The sequence below is a fragment of the Enterococcus innesii genome (assembly GCF_022846515.1).
Classification (GTDB): domain Bacteria; phylum Bacillota; class Bacilli; order Lactobacillales; family Enterococcaceae; genus Enterococcus_D; species Enterococcus_D innesii.
Genome location: NZ_AP025635.1, coordinates 69,166 through 87,384, shown reverse-complemented (window position 1 = coordinate 87,384; position 18,219 = coordinate 69,166). Strand labels below are relative to the sequence as shown.

Below are 18,219 nucleotides of genomic sequence, written 5' to 3'. Positions count from 1 at the left end.
TTTTTCAGCCCGTCTTTATGCCCCTTTTGAGAAAGAAAAGCAGACAATCCAATGTCTGCTTTCTCCTTCTTGTTAGTCTTCAAACTGATAGAGCGCTGTGGACAGATAGCGTTCGCCATTGTCGGGCACGATTGCTAAGACTTTTTTCCCGGAACCTAGTTCTTTTGCCACTTGTAAAGCAGCTTGGATCGCAGCTCCTGAAGAGATACCTACTAAGATTCCTTCTTTCATTCCAACTTCGCGTGCAGTTTTCATCGCATCTTCACTAGCAATTGCAATGACTTGGTCATAGATTTCGGTGTCTAATACTTTAGGGACAAATCCAGTACCGATCCCTTGAATCTTATGCGGTCCTGGCTTGCCACCTTCTAAAATCGCAGATTCGGCAGGCTCAACACCAACTATTTTCAAATTGGGATAGACGCGCTTCAGTTCTTTACCCGCTCCAGTGATCGTTCCACCAGTGCCGATCCCAGCGACAAAAGCATCTAAACCTTTTGATTCAAACGCATCCTCAATTTCTTTACCTGTCGTTTTTTCATGAATTTCTGGGTTAGCCGGATTTTCAAATTGTAATGGCATATAGTAGCCGTCTTGCTCTGCTAATTCTTTTGCTTTATTGATGGATCCTGTGATCCCTTCAGATCCAGGGGTCAAAATCAACTCTGCGCCATAAGCTTGTACGATTTTGCGTCTTTCGATACTCATCGTTTCTGGCATAACCAACACAACGCGATAGCCTTTTGCCGTACCGATCATGGCTAAACCAATCCCTGTATTTCCTGAGGTTGGCTCGATAATCGTATCGCCAGCTTTCAATAAGCCACTTTTTTCAGCTTTTTCAATCATGGCTAAAGCAATTCTGTCCTTTACGCTACCCCCAGGATTGAAAAACTCTAATTTCACATACACATCAGCAGAACCTTCTTCTACGATATGATTTAATTTGACGATTGGCGTATGACCAACTAATTCATTGACCGATTGATAGATTTTTGTCATTGAAAATCCCTCCCGTTCTTATTCTTCCATTCTACCTAAAATACCTCGGAGTTGCGAATAAAAAGTAAGCAATTTCAAATTTTTTTTCTTATAGTTTTCTACTTTGGTCTTTTTCCACTGACTAGAGTTTGATTGTCACGACAAAAAAACCTTAAGATTAGCTGCAGTTGTAGCAACCCATCCTAAGGTTTTTAATATACTTATACGATCAACTCTTGTCCGATGACGATTGTCTCACTGGATAATCCATTCGATGCCATCAACGCATCAACGGTTGTGCCAAATCGATTGGCGATATCCCAAAGCGTATCCCCAGAAGCAACTTGATAGCTCTGAGCTGAAGATGTACTACCTGAATACGTGGTCGTCGTTGTTTCGCTGGTCGTTGTGCTCGTTGTGTTTGACCATGCTGTACTTTGTGTCGTTCCTGTATCGAACCGTGTAAGCTGATAGGTTTCGATCAACCAGTTCAGTTTTTGTGCGTAACCTGGATCGGTAGCATAGCGCCCCGTCAAATAATTTGTCGCATCATAAAATGAGGTGGTTTGGCTTTTCCAGACACCACTGTAATGGGCAGTCCCTGTCGCAAAACTTGTACTTCGCAAGACGTTCGCATGATCCTGAAACGATTCCCAATAAGAGTTATATTGACGAAACGGTTCATTCATTTCTACCCACTGACCATTCAAATACTCTTGGGTAGGCATATACACACTTTGACCGTTGTAGCTGCCTTTGACCCCAAACAAATTGTAATAAGGTGCATTGGATAATGCGGAAGAACCATAGCCGCTTTCTAAAATTGCTTGAGCGATCATCACAGAAGCATACAGATCATTGTTGGCAGCAACATCTTGTGCTGACCAGCCAATTTGCTCGATGAAACCTGAGATGTCTTGCGTCGCATATTGGTTCTCAGCAGCTTGTACTTGTTGAGGAACGAAAGAGATCGCCGTTGGAGCTAACATCATTCCGGCGCTCATTAGTGAAACGACCGCCTTCTTGCTAGGTTTTTTACTCGACTTCTTTGGTTGATGATGTCTTTCGCTTCTAGTTTGATAGCTTTTCATTTTACCCTCCACTAAGTGTACGTTTTTTCAAATAAATCAATAAAACTATTATACGGAAAAACTTTCAGCTATGCAAACAATGTCTCCTTTTCGATCGCTAAAAAAACTTTAAAAAAACTTTTCAGTCCCCCTCCTCATTTTCCGATCCATCGCCGAGTTTTTTAAAAAACTATTTGCTTTTATCCTGTTGCTTTCCTCTTCGTATTCAAAAACTTTGTATCTTGCTATGAAACCTTTTTTTCAAAATCTTAGCCACTGCTAATCTACATCCATCACTCTGGCACTTTCAGAGTGATAATAACTCGAAAAAAAACACGTTCGAAAATCGAAAAGATTCTCGAACGTGCAGCTTTTTCTTTGTATCGACCAATTAGTTGATCGATTTGAAGGTATTCACGACATTCTCAACACTGAAGCCGAATTCTGCTAATACCTTGTCACCAGGTGCTGATGCACCGAAATGATCGATCGCGATCACTTTTCCATGGCAGCCAGTGTAACGTTCCCAACCAAATGGGGAAGCCGCTTCGATCGCTACCCGTTTCTTCACTGCTTTTGGCAAGACACTTTCTTTGTATTCTGAGCTTTGGGCTTCAAACAGATCAAAGCTTGGTAAGGAGACCACCGATACATCGATGCCTTCTTCTGCCAATTTAGCTTGTGCTTGGACCGCAAGATTCACTTCTGAACCTGTGGCGATCAAAATACCCGCTGGTGTTTCACCGGCTTGTTTTGAAATCACATAGCCACCTTTTGCGACATTTTCATCCGCACCAGTTTGCGTGCCTTCGATCACTGGTAGGTTTTGTCGACTTAAGACTAAGACCGTTGGCTTATCGGTTGTTGTCATGGCCAGTTTCCAAGCAGCACGGGTTTCATTGCCGTCTGCTGGACGAATCACTTGGACATTTGGCATGCAACGGACGCTAGCTAATTGTTCGATCGGCTCGTGGGTCGGTCCATCTTCTCCAACCGCCACGGAGTCATGCGTCAAGACATAGATCACAGGCGCATGCTGGATCGCAGACAAGCGCACCGCTGGACGCAAGTAATCAACGAAGACGAAGAAGGTTCCACCATAGATTCGCGTACCGCCATGCAATTGGATCCCGTTCATCGCTGCCGCCATCGCAAATTCTCGGACACCAAACCAAATGTTGCGGCCCTCGTATTGGCCAGGTTCAAAGTCTTTTTCTGCTGCTACCATCGTGTTGTTGGAACCAGAAAGGTCAGCCGATCCGCCCCATAAGCTAGGTACGGCTTTGGACAACGCTTGGATCATCTCTTTGCTGGATACCCGGCTAGCTTGTGAGCTGCCAACTTCGTAGCTTGGTAATGCTGCATCCCAATCTGCTGGCAATTCACCTGCAAAGGCTTTTTTGAATTGCGCCGCAAGTTCTGGATAGGCTGCTTCATAGGCACGGAAGGTTTCGTTCCAAGCTGCTTCAGCTTTTTGCCCTTCATCGATCATGGTTTCTTTGAAGCGCGCAGCAACTTCGTCAGGTACAGTAAATTCTGGGTATTCCCAGCCATAAATCGCTTTGGCTGCTGAAATGCCTTCGGCACCGATCGGCGCACCATGGACGGCAGAGGTGCCTTGATTTGGCGCACCGTATCCGATCACAGTCTTGATTTCGATCAAGGTTGGTTTGTCGCTTTCAGCTTTTGCTTCGTCGATCGCTTTCGAGATCGCTTCTAAATCATTGCCGTCTTCAACGAGAATGTGTTGCCAGCCATACGCTTCAAAACGCGCACCGACATTTTCTGTAAAGGCTTTTGAGGTCGGACCATCTAGGGAGATGTCATTTGAATCGTACAAGACGATCAGTTTGTCTAATTTCATGTGACCCGCCATGGATGCAGCTTCTTGCGAAACACCTTCCATCAAGTCCCCATCGCCACATAAAGCGTAAGTATAGTGATCAATGACTTGATACTTGTCGCGATTGTAGGTTGCAGCCAAGTGGGCTTCGGCCATCGCCATACCGACTGCCATAGCGATCCCTTGTCCTAAAGGTCCAGTGGTTGCTTCCACGCCGTCTGTGTGATCGACTTCTGGATGTCCTGGCGTGCGGCTATCCCATTGACGGAAGTTTTTTAGATCCTCAATGGTCACATCGTAACCAGACACGTGCAACAAGCTGTACAATAGCGCCGAACCATGTCCAGCAGACAAAACAAAGCGGTCACGATCCACCCAGTTGCGAGAAGTCGTTGGATTGACTTTCAAGTGTTTCGTCCACAAGGCATAGGCCATGGGTGCTGCCCCCATCGGTAATCCTGGATGTCCTGAATTGGCTTTTTGTACGGCTTCGATACTTAATGTACGAAGGGTGTTCACTCCTAATTGATCGATTTTATCAAACAATGGTAGTTCCTCCTAATTTAGGTTTTTTTTACCTTTATTACATCTCTTATTATACGTGATTCAGATACTTATTTCAATAGCAATGAAAAGGAATTCACAATTATCTGCCGTGGAGACCTTTTTTCTTCTGAATCTCTTTCAATTTTTCTGGTGTCACATCAGAACCTTCAGGATCAACGATTTTCATTCCTTCGATATGGTGACGCATTCCTCCACGAAAGGCGGTTAAATACTCTTCACGTAGAACTTTTTGTTCGTTCGTTTCTGCCTCGGTCAATCCTTCTGTTTTTTTCTTGTTGGCAAGTTCATTGATTCGAGCTAATTTTTCTTGAGATAGCATATTCGTTCCTCCTTTTCCCTCTTGATTTTACTACAAACTAGCGAATAAAAACAATAGCGCAAAAAGCGAACATTTGTTTGAATATTCGATATACCTATGGTACACTAATGTTATCAAATGAAAGAAGGTGTCAGTTTTGGCAAAACGAACAGAAAATCGACAAATCGAAATTCTTAAGTTCATTCATACCCGTGTCACTGAAAAAGGCTATCCGCCGACTGTTCGCGAAATTGGCGAAGCCGTTCAGTTATCTTCTACCTCAACTGTTCATGGCCATTTGTCCCGACTTGAAAAAAAAGGGTTGATCTTACGAGATCCTACAAAACCCAGAGCCATTGAATTAACTGCTTCCGGTCTTGAAAAAATCGATGTTCAACCAGCATCCATTCCGATGCTTGGTGTCGTAACTGCGGGAGAACCGATTTTAGCAGTGGAAGATGCATCCGATTTCTTTCCGATTCCGCCAGATTTAGCAAATAGTACCGGCAGTTTGTTTATGTTGACGATCCGAGGAGAAAGTATGATTAATGCTGGCATCCTTGACGGCGATCAAGTGATCGTTCGCAAACAACAAAGTGCGCAAAATGGTGATATCGTGATCGCTATGACAGATGAAGATGAAGCTACTTGCAAACGATTCTATAAAGAAAAGAATTACATTCGATTACAGCCAGAAAATGATTATTTAGAGCCCATCATTTTGCCTGACGTAACGATTTTAGGATTAGTTGTTGGTTTGTATCGCCATCTGCTTTGATTCTAATCGGCCTACCTAGGAAATCTTCGTACTTGCGAAGATTTTTTTCTTTCCTCTTTACAAACCGAACAAACATTCGTATAATAGGTATACAAACATAAGTTCGTATTATTTAAGGAGTGAATGAGATGAAAGCAGTTCGTCGATTTGGTTTTATGTTGTGGGTATTATTGATGGGTATCGTTATTGGCTATTTTGGCGTTCTAAGTGCTGTTCTGATTTTTTGTCCTCTAATGATGCTTTGGTTCATGCTATGGGATGAAAAGAAATTCCGCCAAGCAGAGCGCAAACGTAACCGCCATTATTATCACGATCATGATTTTTATCGGTATGAACCATGATCCTTCCCCTACATACGCATACGCCCATAAGGCAGCAGAAACAAAAAAAGACTCCAGCGAGTCCTTTTTTGTTTCTGCTTTTTTAGTATTCCATTAACGTCTTAATTTCGACACCTTGGATTTTATCTCTTCCATGTAAATCCATTAGTTCGATCAAAAAGGCGCAGCCAACAACGATACCGCCTAATTTTTCTACGAGTTCAATTGTTGCTTTGATCGTTCCGCCAGTTGCTAGTAGATCGTCACAGATCAAGACACGTTGTCCTGGTTTGATAGCATCGGCATGCAACGTCAAAACATCCACACCATACTCTTTTTCATACTCTGCTTCAATGGTTTCTCGTGGCAATTTGCCTTTTTTACGTACTGGAGCAAAGCCGACACCTAACTGGTACGCAACTGGACAACCAACGATAAATCCGCGGGCTTCTGGTCCTACCACCATATCGATGCCTTTTTCTTGTGCATACTCAACGATCTGCTGTGTCGCATAACGATACGCTTCTCCATCAGCCATTAACGGCGAGATGTCCCGAAAAATAATTCCCTCTTGGGGATAATCCGGAATACTAGCAATATACTCTTTTAAATCCATTTTTTTTCCTCCTAGACTGTCAACCACTGACGCAGGGTTGATAAATCACTCATTAATAAAAATTCTTCTGTTTTGATCATTTTTTGTCGTTGCTGATACAAATGACTCTCTGTCAGCGGACGAGAAACAGGATCAGCCGTTTTATTCAAAACACCATCTTGTATTGTAACAAATTCCAGCTCAGAAAACACCTGAATCATGAAAATAAGTAATTTTTCTGGAATTTTTAGATAGTCAGCAACCATCCTTAATTTGTAGCGAATATCCAAACGAGGTTGTTGCTTGATCAATTGAAAAAGCCGACCATATTGCTCTCTGGTGCCTACCCCATCTAAATAAGCATCTTCGGTCGAGTAAAACACAAACGCAATTCTTGAAGCATGAAGCGTTTGGATGATTTCTTTGATCACTGCAGGATCAGTAGGACAATCTAAAAAGGCGATTTCTTGAAATTGAGCTTCATGAAACGTGTCTCTCAAGTTAGCCACTGAGTCGAATAAGATCGTTTGTCCACAAAACCCTTGTAGCTCTCGAGGAATTTTCTTATTGAAAACGACCCCTACTGTTTGATTTCCCAGAGAGACACCTTGCCGACTCCTTTTCGAACGATAATCAAACAACTGCAGACCTTCCACAGCAAAATCATCCAACATCAACTGCGGTTTTTTGTTGCCATTCCATTCATTGATTGAAAGCTGACCGACGATCGAAAGTCGATCATTTTCAAACTCTACTAAGTCTTTTCCAAAACCAAACCCAATCACATCTAGCTGTGTATTGGACTCATCTGTCATCACTAACTTCAAGTGTTGGTTTTCAGTACCAATCTGGCGAGCATTTTGAGTCGACAGATTGGAAAACAGAAATTTCGGTAACGGATTATCCGTGCCAAAAGGCGCTAAAACGTTTAAAGATTCAATAAAATTGATCGATACTTCTGTCAATGGCAGTTCTTCATCAATTGTCAAGGGGATCCCTTGGCTAAGATCAATTCCATTTTCTTCCACATAGCGATTCATTTGGGCTTGTAGCATATCTAAATGATCGATGGGGATACTTAAGCCAACTGCTGCATGATGGCCGCCAAAACTAGTAAACATGTCTTTCATCGTGGTCAACATTTCAAACAGATTCAACGCAGCAATACTTCTTCCTGATCCTTTTGCTAAGCCATTTTCTTTTTTGGTCAAAACGATCACAGGTTGTCCGGTACTTTGCATGATTCGTCCGGCTACGATTCCTAAAACCCCTTCGTGCCAGTCATCACCTACGACTAGATGAACATGATTGGCAGGGTCGATTTTTTCTTGCGCTTCTTTCATGATTTCTTCAACGAAAGTTTTTCGCTGCTGATTGATCGTATCTAATGTCTTGGCTAAGGTTACTGCTTCTTCTTCATCAAATGTGGTTAACAAACGAACAGCAGGATTTGGGTCTTCCAAGCGGCCGATCGCATTAAGGCGCGGGCCAATAGCGAAACCAATGTCGGTTTCATTGACTGTTCGTTTTTTCAATCCACTGATCTTCAGCAACTCATTCAAACCAAGCCGATCAGTTTGTTGGATCATTTTCAGGCCATTGCTGACTAGTAGTCGATTCTCATCTGTCAAAGAAACCATATCAGCAATCGTCCCAATTGCAACAAGATCAAGCAGTTCGACGGGCACTTCTTCTAATAAGGCGCACGCCACTTTAAATGCGACACCGACTCCTGCCAAATCACCAAACGGATAATTTCCTTCAGGATGACGAGGATGAACGATAGCAAAGGCTTCTGGGAGTTCTACAGGAAGTTCGTGGTGATCCGTCACGATCACATCGACGCCTTGTCCTTGAGCATAAGCAATCGCCTCATGTCCAGACACTCCGTTGTCAACAGTGATGATCAATTGTGTCCCTGCGGCAATTTTTTCTTGATAGACAGTTATATTGGGACCATAGCCATCTGTAAAACGGTTGGGCAGATAATACTCAGCCTCAGCCCCCAGCAGCTCCAGCGTTTCTTTTAATACGGTGGTGCTCGTAATCCCATCTGCATCATAGTCGCCATAAATCAAGATCTGCTCACCATTTAAAATGGCTTCATGGATTCGTTCCACGGCTTTATCCATATCATGAAAGAGAAACGGATCATGAAGGTATTGCAAATCAGTGGATAAAAAAGCGTCTAGCGCTTCTGCTGTTCGAATATTTCTTTGCCATAGCAATGCGCCGATCCGCTCAGGAATCTTTCTTGCTTGGATCAATTCTTTAAATTCAGGGGTAGCTTCGCTATCTTGCGGACGCACCCAATGAAAATTTGCACGTTTCACCAAATCACTCCTAACTAGGATATTATAGCAAAGTTTATGCAAAAAGGAAAAACAACGAAAGAAACAATTTATTTTTTCATATCACAAAAAAGAGCTTGCAGCGAATGATGCACCTGCAAACTCTTTTCTTCATTACGCTCATGTATTCTAGGCTTGCGATTCAAAAGACTTCATTTCTTCATCGATCGTTGGCGGCGTTGAGGCACCTGCTGCACGGGATGAAAGTTGCGCTTCTTGATCGTCGAGTTGCTGCTGCCTAGCTGCTAACTCCGCCTGCTTGTTGGTATATTCTCGTTCCAAGGCTTCTCGTTGTTCTTGCAGAACTTTCTCGTTATTCGAGCGATAATCCGAGAGCTCTTTTCTCAATTGTTTTAGTTCTTTTTTTTGACGGAACATTGCGCTTGTGGAAACCAGCAACAAAATCAATGCGCCTAACAAAGCAGAACCAATAATGACTAAGATCAATGGCGATTGAATCGTTGTGAAGCCAAAATTGATCGGAACAGTCATATTGTTTGCAACCGCAAATAAAACGATCACTAAAATCAGTAAAATACCAACAATAACACGCCATTGATTTTTCATGGGTTTCAACTCCTATTTTTTGTTGAACATCGTTCCTGCCATATAATCCCCAATTGCAGGGAACAGTGTATAAAGTTTTGCAGCCGCCCCTAAAATATGTGGGCGATTGATTTCTCGTTTTGGATGAATCATGGCTTTGACGATCGTTTGTGCCAATTTGTTTGGTTCAAGGACAAGGCTACCCACCGATGATAAGTAACTACCGCTAGGATCTGCTTGGTCAAAGAATGCCGTTTCGATCGGCCCTGGATTGACTGTTGTTACGTTGATTCCCAGTGGTTTTAGTTCTAAACGTAATGCGTTAGAAAAACCAAGTACAGCAAATTTCGTTGCAGAGTAGACTGCTGTCTTCGGCGTAGCGATTTTACCCGCGATTGAAGCAACATTTATGATATGACCATGCTTTTGTTCAGCCATTTGAATCGCAACTTGCTGAGTCAAAACCATCATCCCAAGCACATTGACTTCAAACATATTACGGATGACCGCAGGATCCATCTCGGTAAATTCTTGAAAGATCCCGTAGCCGGCATTATTGACAAAGACATCGATCTTTCCGACTTTCTCACTAATTTTTTCTAATAAGCGCGCCACGCTTTCAGGATTTGCTACGTCCAATTGAAACGCATAAGCTTCTTTGCCGCTTAATTCCATGCATTGTTCTTTGACTTTCCCAATCAAATTTGTTCTGCGAGCACAAGTCACAACGATCGCACCGCGTTTTGCGGCTTCATAACAGATTTGTTCGCCAAGTCCGGCAGAACCACCTGTTACAACGACAACTTTATTCTCCAAGTTCATCTGATTCTTCCTCTCCGGCAAAAGGGATCTCGACAACATCAAAATCTTTGACGATCAACGTATTCGGAAATACTTCTTTTGCTTCATTTACTAAATTTGTAATATCTTTGCCAACATAGCGCGCGCTGATATGGGTCAATAGCAAACGCTTGGCGTGAGCTTCTTGGGCCACTTCAGCAGCTTGGCGTGTCGTCGAATGAAAATAAGCGCGAGCCAGCTTGGCTTCTTCTTTGTTGAAGGTACTTTCATGCACTAACACATCCGCATCTTTCGCTAAAAGCACGGCGTTTTGACATTTACGCGTATCACCTAATATTGCCAAGATCCGACCCTTTTTCGCTTGACCTAAGAAATCAGCCCCATTGATTTGACGTCCATCGTCGAGGGTAACTACTTCACCTTTTTTCAAACGTCCGAAGACGGGACCAGGTTTCAGACCAAGTTCAAGCAATGCTTGCACTTGCAATTCCCCTTGATGGCTTGCTTCAACAATACGATAGCCAAAACTATCAATGCCGTGATCAAGGGGCAGACAAGATACCTCAAATTGCTGATCTTTAAAAAGAATCCCTTCTTCTTCAATCTCGAAAAAATGCAATGGATAGCTGACTTTCGTCTGGGAAATCCGCAAAACGGTTTGAATGTATGCTTTGATTCCCTTTGGGCCATAAATCTCTAGAGGCGTGTCGCCCCCTTGAAAGGAGCGGCTGCTGATCAATCCCGGCAACCCATAGATATGGTCACCATGAAGATGAGTGATAAAGATTTTTTCAATCTTTCGTGGTCGAATTGTAGAATGCAAAATCTGCATTTGGGTTCCTTCGCCACAATCAAAAAGCCAAACGGCATTCCGTTCATCTAAGAGTCGTAACGCAATGCTGGTCACGTTTCGATGTTTTGCAGGCACTCCCGCACCTGTTCCTAAAAATTCTAATTCCATAAGCTTCTTTCCTTTCATCTCTTCCCAATTTTAGCGGAAAAGAAATCAAGTTGCAATTGAAGCTTGCGTTTTTTATTTCTCAGATTGGCGATCTTCTGCGTCATTATGAGAGTTTTTCCAGTCCTCTTGAACCCGTGCTTTTGTGGATTCTTCGACTTTCTTAGCTGTTTCAATCTCTGCTTCCACTTCATCGTAGTCAAAGCGCGTGATATCGCCGCCCAATTCATTCATGATCAATTGATTCAAAGGACGATTGTCTTCTTCATCGGCGATCAATAATAACCCTGTATCACCTACACCAATTTGATTTCCGACGTGTTCAAAAAGCATTTGCGCATTTTGGATCTCTTTTGCATCACGAGTAGCACCGATCATACTGCCGCCAAACCAGCCCAGCATGATTCCTAAAGGTCCGCCTAACACACCAACGAGCATCCCGATCAAACCACCCGTTGATGTCTTATTGTTCCCAGTAAAATCAAGAAAGTCCTCGACTTTAAATTGATGCACACCTTCATTGGTGTGGGTAAGGACCGCCATTTGTTCTCCTTTAATCTTACGTTCCATATGCATCCGTTTCACTTCAGAAAAGGCTTGATACGCTTTGGCACTAGCATCAAAGTTCATTACAATGACTCGTTTTGACATAAAAATCGCTCCCTTTGGTTTATTTGTTCTTTTCTTTATTTTAACAGTAAATCATTTAAATGAAAAAAGAAACCAAAAAGACTGTTGATCATTGATTTCTTAGAGAAAATCAATGATCAACAGTCATAACCACTTCAACTATGAAGGATTTTTTTTTACAAATGATGTTCTTTTAAACGCTTATTCGACAAACTCGAATTCAAAATTACCGATACGCACGATGTCGCCGTCTTTGGCACCTCGCGCACGCAATGCTTCATCAACACCCAATCCACGCAATTGACGTGCAAAGCGCATCACGGTCTCATCGTGATCAAAGTTCGTCATTTGGAATAGTTTTTCGATTTTCTCACCGCTCAAGATCCAAGTTGCATCAGGATCGCGATCGATTGAAAACTCCGGCTCATCCGATTGGAAGCCGTAATGAACCACATCTTCTTCGATTTCTTCATCGTACAAGAGGAACTCAGGAGTGACTTCCAATAAATCCGCTGTCGCATTCAGCAAGGCATCGATTCCCTTACGAGTGACACCAGAGATTGGGAAAATCATTGGTTCATCCGCGAACTCATCCGTTTTTTCTTTTGCCAGCTGCTCTTTGAAAAGGGCTAAGTTTTCTTCAGCATCCGGCATATCCATCTTATTGGCAACGATGATCTGTGGGCGCTCTAGTAAGCGCAAGTTATGGGTCGACAATTCATTGTTAATGGACAAATAGTCCTCGTATGGATCGCGCCCTTCCATGCCACTCATATCGATCACATGTAAGATGACCCGCGTCCGTTCGATATGACGTAAAAACTGAGTCCCTAAACCAACACCTTGCGAAGCACCTTCGATCAATCCCGGCAGATCGGCTACTGCAAAACTACGACCATCAGTGGTCGTTACCATGCCTAAATTTGGCACCAGTGTTGTAAAATGATACGCGCCGATTTTTGGCCGAGCAGAGGAAATCACAGAGAGTAATGTGGACTTCCCAACCGAAGGGAAACCAACTAAACCAACATCTGCTAAGACTTTTAATTCGAGCTCGATTTTTCTTTCTTGACCGGGTTCTCCGTTCTCAGCTAATTCTGGTGCTGGGTTTTTCGGAGAGGCAAACCGAATGTTCCCGCGGCCGCCCCGCCCGCCTTTTGCGATCACTAATGTTTGACCTTGCTCAATCAAATCCCCTAATAAGGCTCCTGTTTCAGCATCACGAACGGTGGTGCCTTGGGGCACTTTGATGTAAGTATCATCTGAGCCACGGCCGTGCATTCCTTTACTCATGCCGTTTTCCCCGGGTTGTGCTTTAAAATGACGATTAAAGCGGAAATCCATTAATGTACGCAAACCTTCGTCTACGACTAAAATGACGTCACCACCACGTCCGCCGTCACCACCTGCGGGTCCGCCGTCTGGGACATACTTCTCTCGGCGAAAAGCAACCATTCCGTCGCCGCCTTTTCCTGCTTTGACATCGATTGTCACTTGATCTAAAAACATGGACATTATTTGTCCTCCATTCTTTTTTTACTACCTTCTATACTTTTTGATTATCAGTTATCTCACCTTAAGTGGTTACTATTTCTCTAATAAGAAAGTCTATTTTATTGTAACGACCGAAACGCCTTTTGTCTATCTTTTCTCATGGGTTTCCATAAGAAATCGTGAATTCTTAAGGGTTATTCTTTGACAGTCACATCAAATCGTAGCAAACTTTTAAGTGTACTAGACACAATTAAAGGAGGAAACAAGAAATGACAGTAAAAGTTGGAATCAATGGTTTTGGACGAATTGGACGTTTGGCTTTTCGTAGGATCAAAGAAGTTTCTGCCGATATTGAAGTTGTGGCAATCAATGATTTAACAAGCCCCGTCATGTTAGCACACTTGTTGCAATTTGACTCGACCCATGGCACTTACCCTGGCACTGTAACTGCAACGGATAATGCTATCGTTGTCGATGGCAAAGAAACCAGAGTGTATGCCGAACCAGATGCAAGTAAAATTCCTTGGGCAAAAGAAAATGGCGTCGATATCGTTTTAGAATGTACGGGTTTTTACACTTCCGCAGAAAAAGCACAGGCTCATCTTGATGCAGGTGTCAAACGAGTGGTCATTTCCGCTCCCGCCGGCAATATGAAAACGATCGTATACAATGTTAACTCCGACACGTTAACACCAGATGATACTATCATATCCGCAGGCTCTTGTACGACCAACTGTCTAGCTCCGATGGCCTACTTTTTGAATGAAGAATTTGGGATCGAAGTTGGTACGATGACGACAGTTCATGCGTATACTTCTACTCAAATGCTATTGGATGGTCCTGTAAAAGGCGGAAACTTAAGAGCCGCTCGGTCCGCTGCAGACAACACGATCCCTCACTCAACGGGTGCCGCCAAAGCAATCGGTTTGGTTATCCCAGAATTAAATGGCAAATTACAAGGCCACGCCCAACGGGTTCCGGTCGTCGATGGTTCTTTAACAGAATTAGTCTCAATTTTGAAAACCAAAGTAACCGCCGATGAAGTCAATGAAGCCATCAGAAAACACACCGTCGATAATCCGTCATTCGGTTACGATGACCGTGAGATCGTCTCGGGTGATGTCATTGGTACCACTCAAGGTTCTATCTTTGACCCGACGCAAACAGAAGTGACTACTGCCGGCGATTTCCAATTGGTGAAAACCGTCGCTTGGTATGATAATGAATATGGCTTTACTTGCCAGATGATTCGTTTACTCGAAGAATTTGCTCGTTTGTAAGTCAATGAGTAGGCAAAAAGTGCCGGTTCTGAAAAAAGAACCGGCACTTTTTTTATTCACTTGCTGGATGATCGTATTTTTCCAAGAAAGCCGCGATTTTTTCTTTGTAAAGCGCTGGATCAGTTTTGTAGCTTTTCGCATGCTCGGCTCCTGAAACGACCCATTTTTCTTTAGGCGCATCGGTCGCGTTATACAAAATATCCAGCATCGCATAAGGAACAAATGTATCCGCATCGCCATGAATAAAAAAGATTGGACGCGTATTTTTTTGCAGTTGTTTGACTGCATCTGCTTCACCAAAGAAATACCCCGCTCGGATTTTTGTGACAAGGCTAGTGACATTCATCAATGGAAATGCGGGCAACCCAAACAATTGATCGAGTTGATAGCCTAGTTCTTCATTGACGTTGGTATACCCACAATCTTCAATGATAGAAGTGACATTTTTTGGTAAGTCTTCTCCGCTGGTCATCATCACTGTGGCCGCACCCATACTGATGCCATACAAAGTGATCGTCTCTTCAGAACCATTTTTTGCAAGTATTTCATCGATCCATTGCAAGTAGTCTTTACGTTCGTGCCAACCAAAACCAATATAATCCCCTTCGCTTTGACCATGCCCTCGAGCGTCTGGAACCAACACATTATAACCTAAATCATGATACATCTTGGCGTAGTCCGCCATCGTTTCTGCATTCCCCATGTAGCCATGCGCGATGATCGCCGTTTTTCCTTGATTCTTCTCCTCCGCCGGTAGATAAATGGCGGATAATTTTAAATCATCTTCAGAAGTCAGCTGCCACATCTCACGATTTGCTGCATCTGTAAACCAATTTTGCGCTTCGCTTCCCGTCTGATTTTCATCAGTACCCGGGGTATCTCCTTCCAAGAAATCTTTTTCTGAAGGAACTACCGCATAGTCGTAAAAATAGTTTCCAGCATATCCTAATCCCGCAATCGCTAATACAGCTACTCCGATGGCAATTTTCCAGCGCAATTTCACACTTGTCACGTCCTCTTAAGTATATAGTTTACATAATATTATTATGGTCTCAACATTCCTCATGGTAAGAACCCACTACATAAATTACCGTTTTTTACTCGTGTTTGTCAATCGCAAGCGCCCAAAAAGAAAAACCATTGCCAACAATAGGTGTTGACAATGGTTGATTCCTCGTAATGGCTAGTTGTTTTCGACCATTTTAAAACTTGACCAAGGTTTCAAAAATTCTAATAAGAAAAGCTCTTCTTCAGCGATTTTCCCAACGACATTGACCCGGCCGTCATTTTTCATTTCTTTCAAGGCGATTTGCGTCTCCCCTTTGTATTGTCCATAGCCAGCATTATCGATCAAGACATCTCCTCTTACCATATCATGGGTATCATGGGGTGGAAATTCTTTGTCTTTATAATAGATCCGGGTCATCGTTGAACGCAAGATGTATTCTGAACGATCTCCTCGGTAACTATGCAGATTATCAAACAAACAGATGCGTTCATCTTCAGTGATTCCATCAACCACATCAACTCTTAATGTTGGATAATCCGCGTGAAATGCTTCAGCCATTGCCGCCAATTCTGCTTCTGAAGCATAGGCATTACCAATAGAGATATCATCGATTAAACCAGTCAACACTAAATGTTTGACTTGTGTAGCTAACGGCAGATCACGATGGTCTTCTAAAGAACATAAGCCATCTTGTGTTGGCCAAGGACCGAAATCAGCCTCGTGTGAATTCACAAAAGCCATCGTATTTAAATTGTACTTGCGGAATTTTTCCGAACAAAAAACGAAATGGTCATAGCCTAACCCTGAATAGCGATGAGGGTAGAAATTATGCGAACCTAGTAAATTTTCAGTATTAGGCGAATAACTCATGATGTTATCCACGTAGCTCGTACCACTGCTCATATTGATTTCTATTTTAATCCCGTAAGGATTGCGGGTCATTTTGGCTTCTTCTGAACCAGTAAAACCAATATCTAACCGAACACCGTAAGCCCCCATCTCATCAAAGAAGGATAAATCATCATAAGAAATACCTAGCTGTTCGAATAAACCAGGATTGATATCTACCATGACTTCCATTCCTAACTGATTGGCATAATCCACGACTTGTTTAAAGTCTGCCAAGACTTTTTCTTTGTCATCGTTGATTTGCAGCAAACTGGTAAATACCCGTTTAAAGCCGTATTTGTGTGCCAAGTCTAGATACGCTTTGTCCTTTTCAAACGTTGAGCGCTCTGGATAAATCGATATCCCTAATTTTCCCATCAAAAAAACCTCCTGTATATTCTATCCGTTTATTATAATGAATCCTCTTTCATTATAGCAAACATCTAAAAAGTGGTCTACACCTTTCCATCTGTTTCTTTCTCATTCCAAAAAATCTGCGCTTTCTTCTACATCTTTTTTTTGTTATGATTAGCATTAAGAAAACTGGAAGGAATGAAAGAATGAAAAAAATCCTATTCACACTGACAGCAGCTGCTAGCCTTTTATTATTAGCTGCTTGTACAGGTTCAAGTACCACTGGTTCCTCATCAAACAACTCGGCAGAAAGCACGTCGACCTCAGAATCCGTTGACTTGAATGCCCTTGAATTGCCGCAATTATCAACGGATGTGCAAGAGAATGAAGCTTTAGTTGAAATGGTGACGGAAGAAGGCTCGATCAAAATCAAACTTTTCCCAGAGATCGCGCCCAAAGCCGTCGAAAACTTTTTGACCCATGCCAAAGATGGTTATTATGACGGCTTGACTTTTCATCGTGTCGTAGAAGAGTTTATGATCCAAGGGGGCGACCCTAATGGTGATGGCACTGGTGGAGAAAGTATCTGGGGTGAAGGATTCGGCGAAGAATACTCAAACCAGCTCTACCACTTGCGAGGCGCATTAGCAATGGCAAAATCAAGTGCACCAAATAGCCAAGGCAGTCAATTCTACATCGTTCAAAATGATCAAGATGTTTCTGACGGTCTAGCGATCCAACACTATCCCGAAAAAATCATCGAAGCCTATAAAAATGGTGGCACGCCGGCTTTGGACGGTAAATATACCGTCTTTGGTCAAGTGATCGAAGGCATGGATGTCGTCGATAAAATTGCGCAAGCAGAAACCCAAGACTCTGGCAATGGTGAGAATTCTCAACCGGTTGAGCCAGTGAAGATCGAAACGATCAAGGTCTTACAAGAAGCCAAAGAATAAATAAAAAACCGCTGAAAGCCCCGATTATCGGATGCTCCAGCGGTTTTCTTTTATTTTTGGTCGCCTACGATAAAGGTAAATTCGCACTCCGCAGCTTTTTTGCCATCCACTGTCGCTACTGCATCAGCAGTTCCAACAGAGCCTTTGATTTTGGTGATTTCAAAAACAAGTTTCATGGTATCTCCCGGAACAACTTTTTGACGGAATTTTGCTTTATTAATGCCGCCGATATACGCCGTTCTCCCTTGGAATTCCTCAGATTTCAATATTAAGATCGATCCTGCTTGTGCCAATGTTTCTAAAATCAAGGCACCTGGCATCACTGGATTTCCCGGAAAATGCCCTTGAAAAAAATCTTCGTTGATGGTGACATTCTTCGTTGCGATAATTTTTTTACCAGATTCGATTTCATCAACATAATCAATATAAATAATTGGGTAGCGATTTGGTATCAAATCCATGACTTCCGTTTCAGTCAATAGTTTTTTCATGGTGTCCCT

General features: G+C 42.8%; 18 protein-coding genes. 4 read left to right on the top strand and 14 right to left on the bottom strand.

What is annotated here, in order from left to right:
• Positions 1–72: 72 nt before the first annotated feature.
• From cysK to ENLAB_RS00405, 4 genes are all read right to left on the bottom strand, one after another.
• Positions 73–1,002 (bottom strand): cysteine synthase A, encoded by a 930-nt coding sequence (cysK, locus tag ENLAB_RS00420; RefSeq protein WP_081118689.1) that lies wholly within the window; start codon positions 1,000–1,002, stop codon positions 73–75.
• Between the two features lie 200 nt (positions 1,003–1,202).
• On the bottom strand, positions 1,203–2,072 hold the full coding sequence (locus tag ENLAB_RS00415) for a glucosaminidase domain-containing protein (protein WP_081118690.1): 870 nt from the start codon (positions 2,070–2,072) through the stop codon (positions 1,203–1,205).
• Positions 2,073–2,442: 370 nt separating this feature from the next.
• Positions 2,443–4,440 carry a transketolase gene (gene tkt, locus ENLAB_RS00410; protein ID WP_244352124.1) on the bottom strand — a complete coding sequence of 666 codons (1,998 nt, stop codon included), beginning with the start codon at positions 4,438–4,440 and terminating at the stop codon, positions 2,443–2,445.
• 100 nt (positions 4,441–4,540) lie between these two features.
• Positions 4,541–4,780, bottom strand: a complete 240-nt coding sequence (locus tag ENLAB_RS00405) for a DUF896 family protein (RefSeq protein WP_081118692.1) — start codon at positions 4,778–4,780, stop codon at positions 4,541–4,543.
• A gap of 136 nt (positions 4,781–4,916) precedes the next feature.
• On the opposite strand from ENLAB_RS00405, the gene lexA reads away from it, so the two are divergent.
• Positions 4,917–5,537 carry a transcriptional repressor LexA gene (lexA, locus tag ENLAB_RS00400; RefSeq protein ID WP_005226165.1) on the top strand — a complete coding sequence of 207 codons (621 nt, stop codon included), beginning with the start codon at positions 4,917–4,919 and terminating at the stop codon, positions 5,535–5,537.
• A gap of 128 nt (positions 5,538–5,665) precedes the next feature.
• The gene (locus ENLAB_RS00395) at positions 5,666–5,878 is read left to right on the top strand and encodes a hypothetical protein (protein ID WP_005236082.1); all 213 of its coding nucleotides are present in this window, start codon (positions 5,666–5,668) and stop codon (positions 5,876–5,878) included.
• Between the two features lie 82 nt (positions 5,879–5,960).
• Here the strand turns inward: ENLAB_RS00395 and ENLAB_RS00390 are convergent, their stop codons facing one another.
• From ENLAB_RS00390 to obgE, 7 genes are all read right to left on the bottom strand, one after another.
• On the bottom strand, positions 5,961–6,473 hold the full coding sequence (locus tag ENLAB_RS00390) for an adenine phosphoribosyltransferase (RefSeq protein ID WP_005226167.1): 513 nt from the start codon (positions 6,471–6,473) through the stop codon (positions 5,961–5,963).
• An 11-nt stretch (positions 6,474–6,484) separates the two neighbouring features.
• Positions 6,485–8,785 carry a single-stranded-DNA-specific exonuclease RecJ gene (recJ, locus tag ENLAB_RS00385; RefSeq protein ID WP_244352122.1) on the bottom strand — a complete coding sequence of 767 codons (2,301 nt, stop codon included), beginning with the start codon at positions 8,783–8,785 and terminating at the stop codon, positions 6,485–6,487.
• 147 nt (positions 8,786–8,932) lie between these two features.
• Positions 8,933–9,370, bottom strand: a complete 438-nt coding sequence (locus tag ENLAB_RS00380) for a lipopolysaccharide assembly protein LapA domain-containing protein (protein WP_005226169.1) — start codon at positions 9,368–9,370, stop codon at positions 8,933–8,935.
• A gap of 12 nt (positions 9,371–9,382) precedes the next feature.
• Positions 9,383–10,171: an SDR family NAD(P)-dependent oxidoreductase gene (locus tag ENLAB_RS00375; protein ID WP_086292417.1), complete on the bottom strand. Its 789-nt coding sequence runs from the start codon at positions 10,169–10,171 to the stop codon at positions 9,383–9,385.
• Entirely contained in the window at positions 10,155–11,111 is a 957-nt protein-coding gene (gene rnz / locus ENLAB_RS00370) for a ribonuclease Z (RefSeq protein ID WP_081118695.1), read from the bottom strand. The genes ENLAB_RS00375 and rnz overlap by 17 nt, the downstream gene beginning before the upstream one ends.
• Positions 11,112–11,183: 72 nt before the next feature.
• Complete coding sequence (locus ENLAB_RS00365) at positions 11,184–11,759, bottom strand: DUF456 domain-containing protein (RefSeq protein WP_010748409.1); 576 nt, start codon at positions 11,757–11,759, stop codon at positions 11,184–11,186.
• A 180-nt stretch (positions 11,760–11,939) separates the two neighbouring features.
• Entirely contained in the window at positions 11,940–13,253 is a 1,314-nt protein-coding gene (obgE, locus tag ENLAB_RS00360; RefSeq protein WP_077453427.1) for a GTPase ObgE, read from the bottom strand.
• Between the two features lie 248 nt (positions 13,254–13,501).
• Between obgE and gap the strand changes: the two genes are divergently transcribed.
• Entirely contained in the window at positions 13,502–14,512 is a 1,011-nt protein-coding gene (gene gap, locus ENLAB_RS00355; RefSeq protein ID WP_061054148.1) for a type I glyceraldehyde-3-phosphate dehydrogenase, read from the top strand.
• A 52-nt stretch (positions 14,513–14,564) separates the two neighbouring features.
• Here gap and ENLAB_RS00350 read toward each other — a convergent pair whose 3' ends face one another.
• Both ENLAB_RS00350 and ENLAB_RS00345 read right to left on the bottom strand, forming a co-directional pair.
• Positions 14,565–15,515, bottom strand: coding sequence for an alpha/beta hydrolase (locus tag ENLAB_RS00350; RefSeq protein ID WP_195265182.1), 951 nt, complete (start codon positions 15,513–15,515; stop codon positions 14,565–14,567).
• A 180-nt stretch (positions 15,516–15,695) separates the two neighbouring features.
• A complete protein-coding gene (locus tag ENLAB_RS00345; RefSeq protein ID WP_244352120.1) occupies positions 15,696–16,787 on the bottom strand; it encodes a DUF871 domain-containing protein in 1,092 nt (363 codons plus the stop codon).
• A gap of 182 nt (positions 16,788–16,969) precedes the next feature.
• Between ENLAB_RS00345 and ENLAB_RS00340 the strand changes: the two genes are divergently transcribed.
• Positions 16,970–17,719: a peptidylprolyl isomerase gene (locus ENLAB_RS00340; RefSeq protein WP_195265143.1), complete on the top strand. Its 750-nt coding sequence runs from the start codon at positions 16,970–16,972 to the stop codon at positions 17,717–17,719.
• Positions 17,720–17,769: 50 nt separating this feature from the next.
• Here the strand turns inward: ENLAB_RS00340 and fabZ are convergent, their stop codons facing one another.
• Complete coding sequence (gene fabZ / locus ENLAB_RS00335) at positions 17,770–18,210, bottom strand: 3-hydroxyacyl-ACP dehydratase FabZ (protein ID WP_005226178.1); 441 nt, start codon at positions 18,208–18,210, stop codon at positions 17,770–17,772.
• Positions 18,211–18,219 lie beyond the last annotated feature (9 nt).

Coding starts and splice junctions, on each gene's coding strand:
- ENLAB_RS00415 (WP_081118690.1), bottom strand. CDS start 2,072: ATGAAAAGCTATCAAACTAGAAGCGAAAGACATCATCAACCAAAGAAG.
- obgE (WP_077453427.1), bottom strand. CDS start 13,253: ATGTCCATGTTTTTAGATCAAGTGACAATCGATGTCAAAGCAGGAAAA.
- ENLAB_RS00375 (WP_086292417.1), bottom strand. CDS start 10,171: ATGAACTTGGAGAATAAAGTTGTCGTTGTAACAGGTGGTTCTGCCGGA.
- ENLAB_RS00345 (WP_244352120.1), bottom strand. CDS start 16,787: ATGGGAAAATTAGGGATATCGATTTATCCAGAGCGCTCAACGTTTGAA.
- fabZ (WP_005226178.1), bottom strand. CDS start 18,210: ATGAAAAAACTATTGACTGAAACGGAAGTCATGGATTTGATACCAAAT.
- gap (WP_061054148.1), top strand. CDS start 13,502: ATGACAGTAAAAGTTGGAATCAATGGTTTTGGACGAATTGGACGTTTG.
- ENLAB_RS00380 (WP_005226169.1), bottom strand. CDS start 9,370: ATGAAAAATCAATGGCGTGTTATTGTTGGTATTTTACTGATTTTAGTG.
- ENLAB_RS00365 (WP_010748409.1), bottom strand. CDS start 11,759: ATGTCAAAACGAGTCATTGTAATGAACTTTGATGCTAGTGCCAAAGCG.
- cysK (WP_081118689.1), bottom strand. CDS start 1,002: ATGACAAAAATCTATCAATCGGTCAATGAATTAGTTGGTCATACGCCA.
- rnz (WP_081118695.1), bottom strand. CDS start 11,111: ATGGAATTAGAATTTTTAGGAACAGGTGCGGGAGTGCCTGCAAAACAT.
- ENLAB_RS00395 (WP_005236082.1), top strand. CDS start 5,666: ATGAAAGCAGTTCGTCGATTTGGTTTTATGTTGTGGGTATTATTGATG.
- ENLAB_RS00405 (WP_081118692.1), bottom strand. CDS start 4,780: ATGCTATCTCAAGAAAAATTAGCTCGAATCAATGAACTTGCCAACAAG.
- ENLAB_RS00390 (WP_005226167.1), bottom strand. CDS start 6,473: ATGGATTTAAAAGAGTATATTGCTAGTATTCCGGATTATCCCCAAGAG.
- ENLAB_RS00340 (WP_195265143.1), top strand. CDS start 16,970: ATGAAAAAAATCCTATTCACACTGACAGCAGCTGCTAGCCTTTTATTA.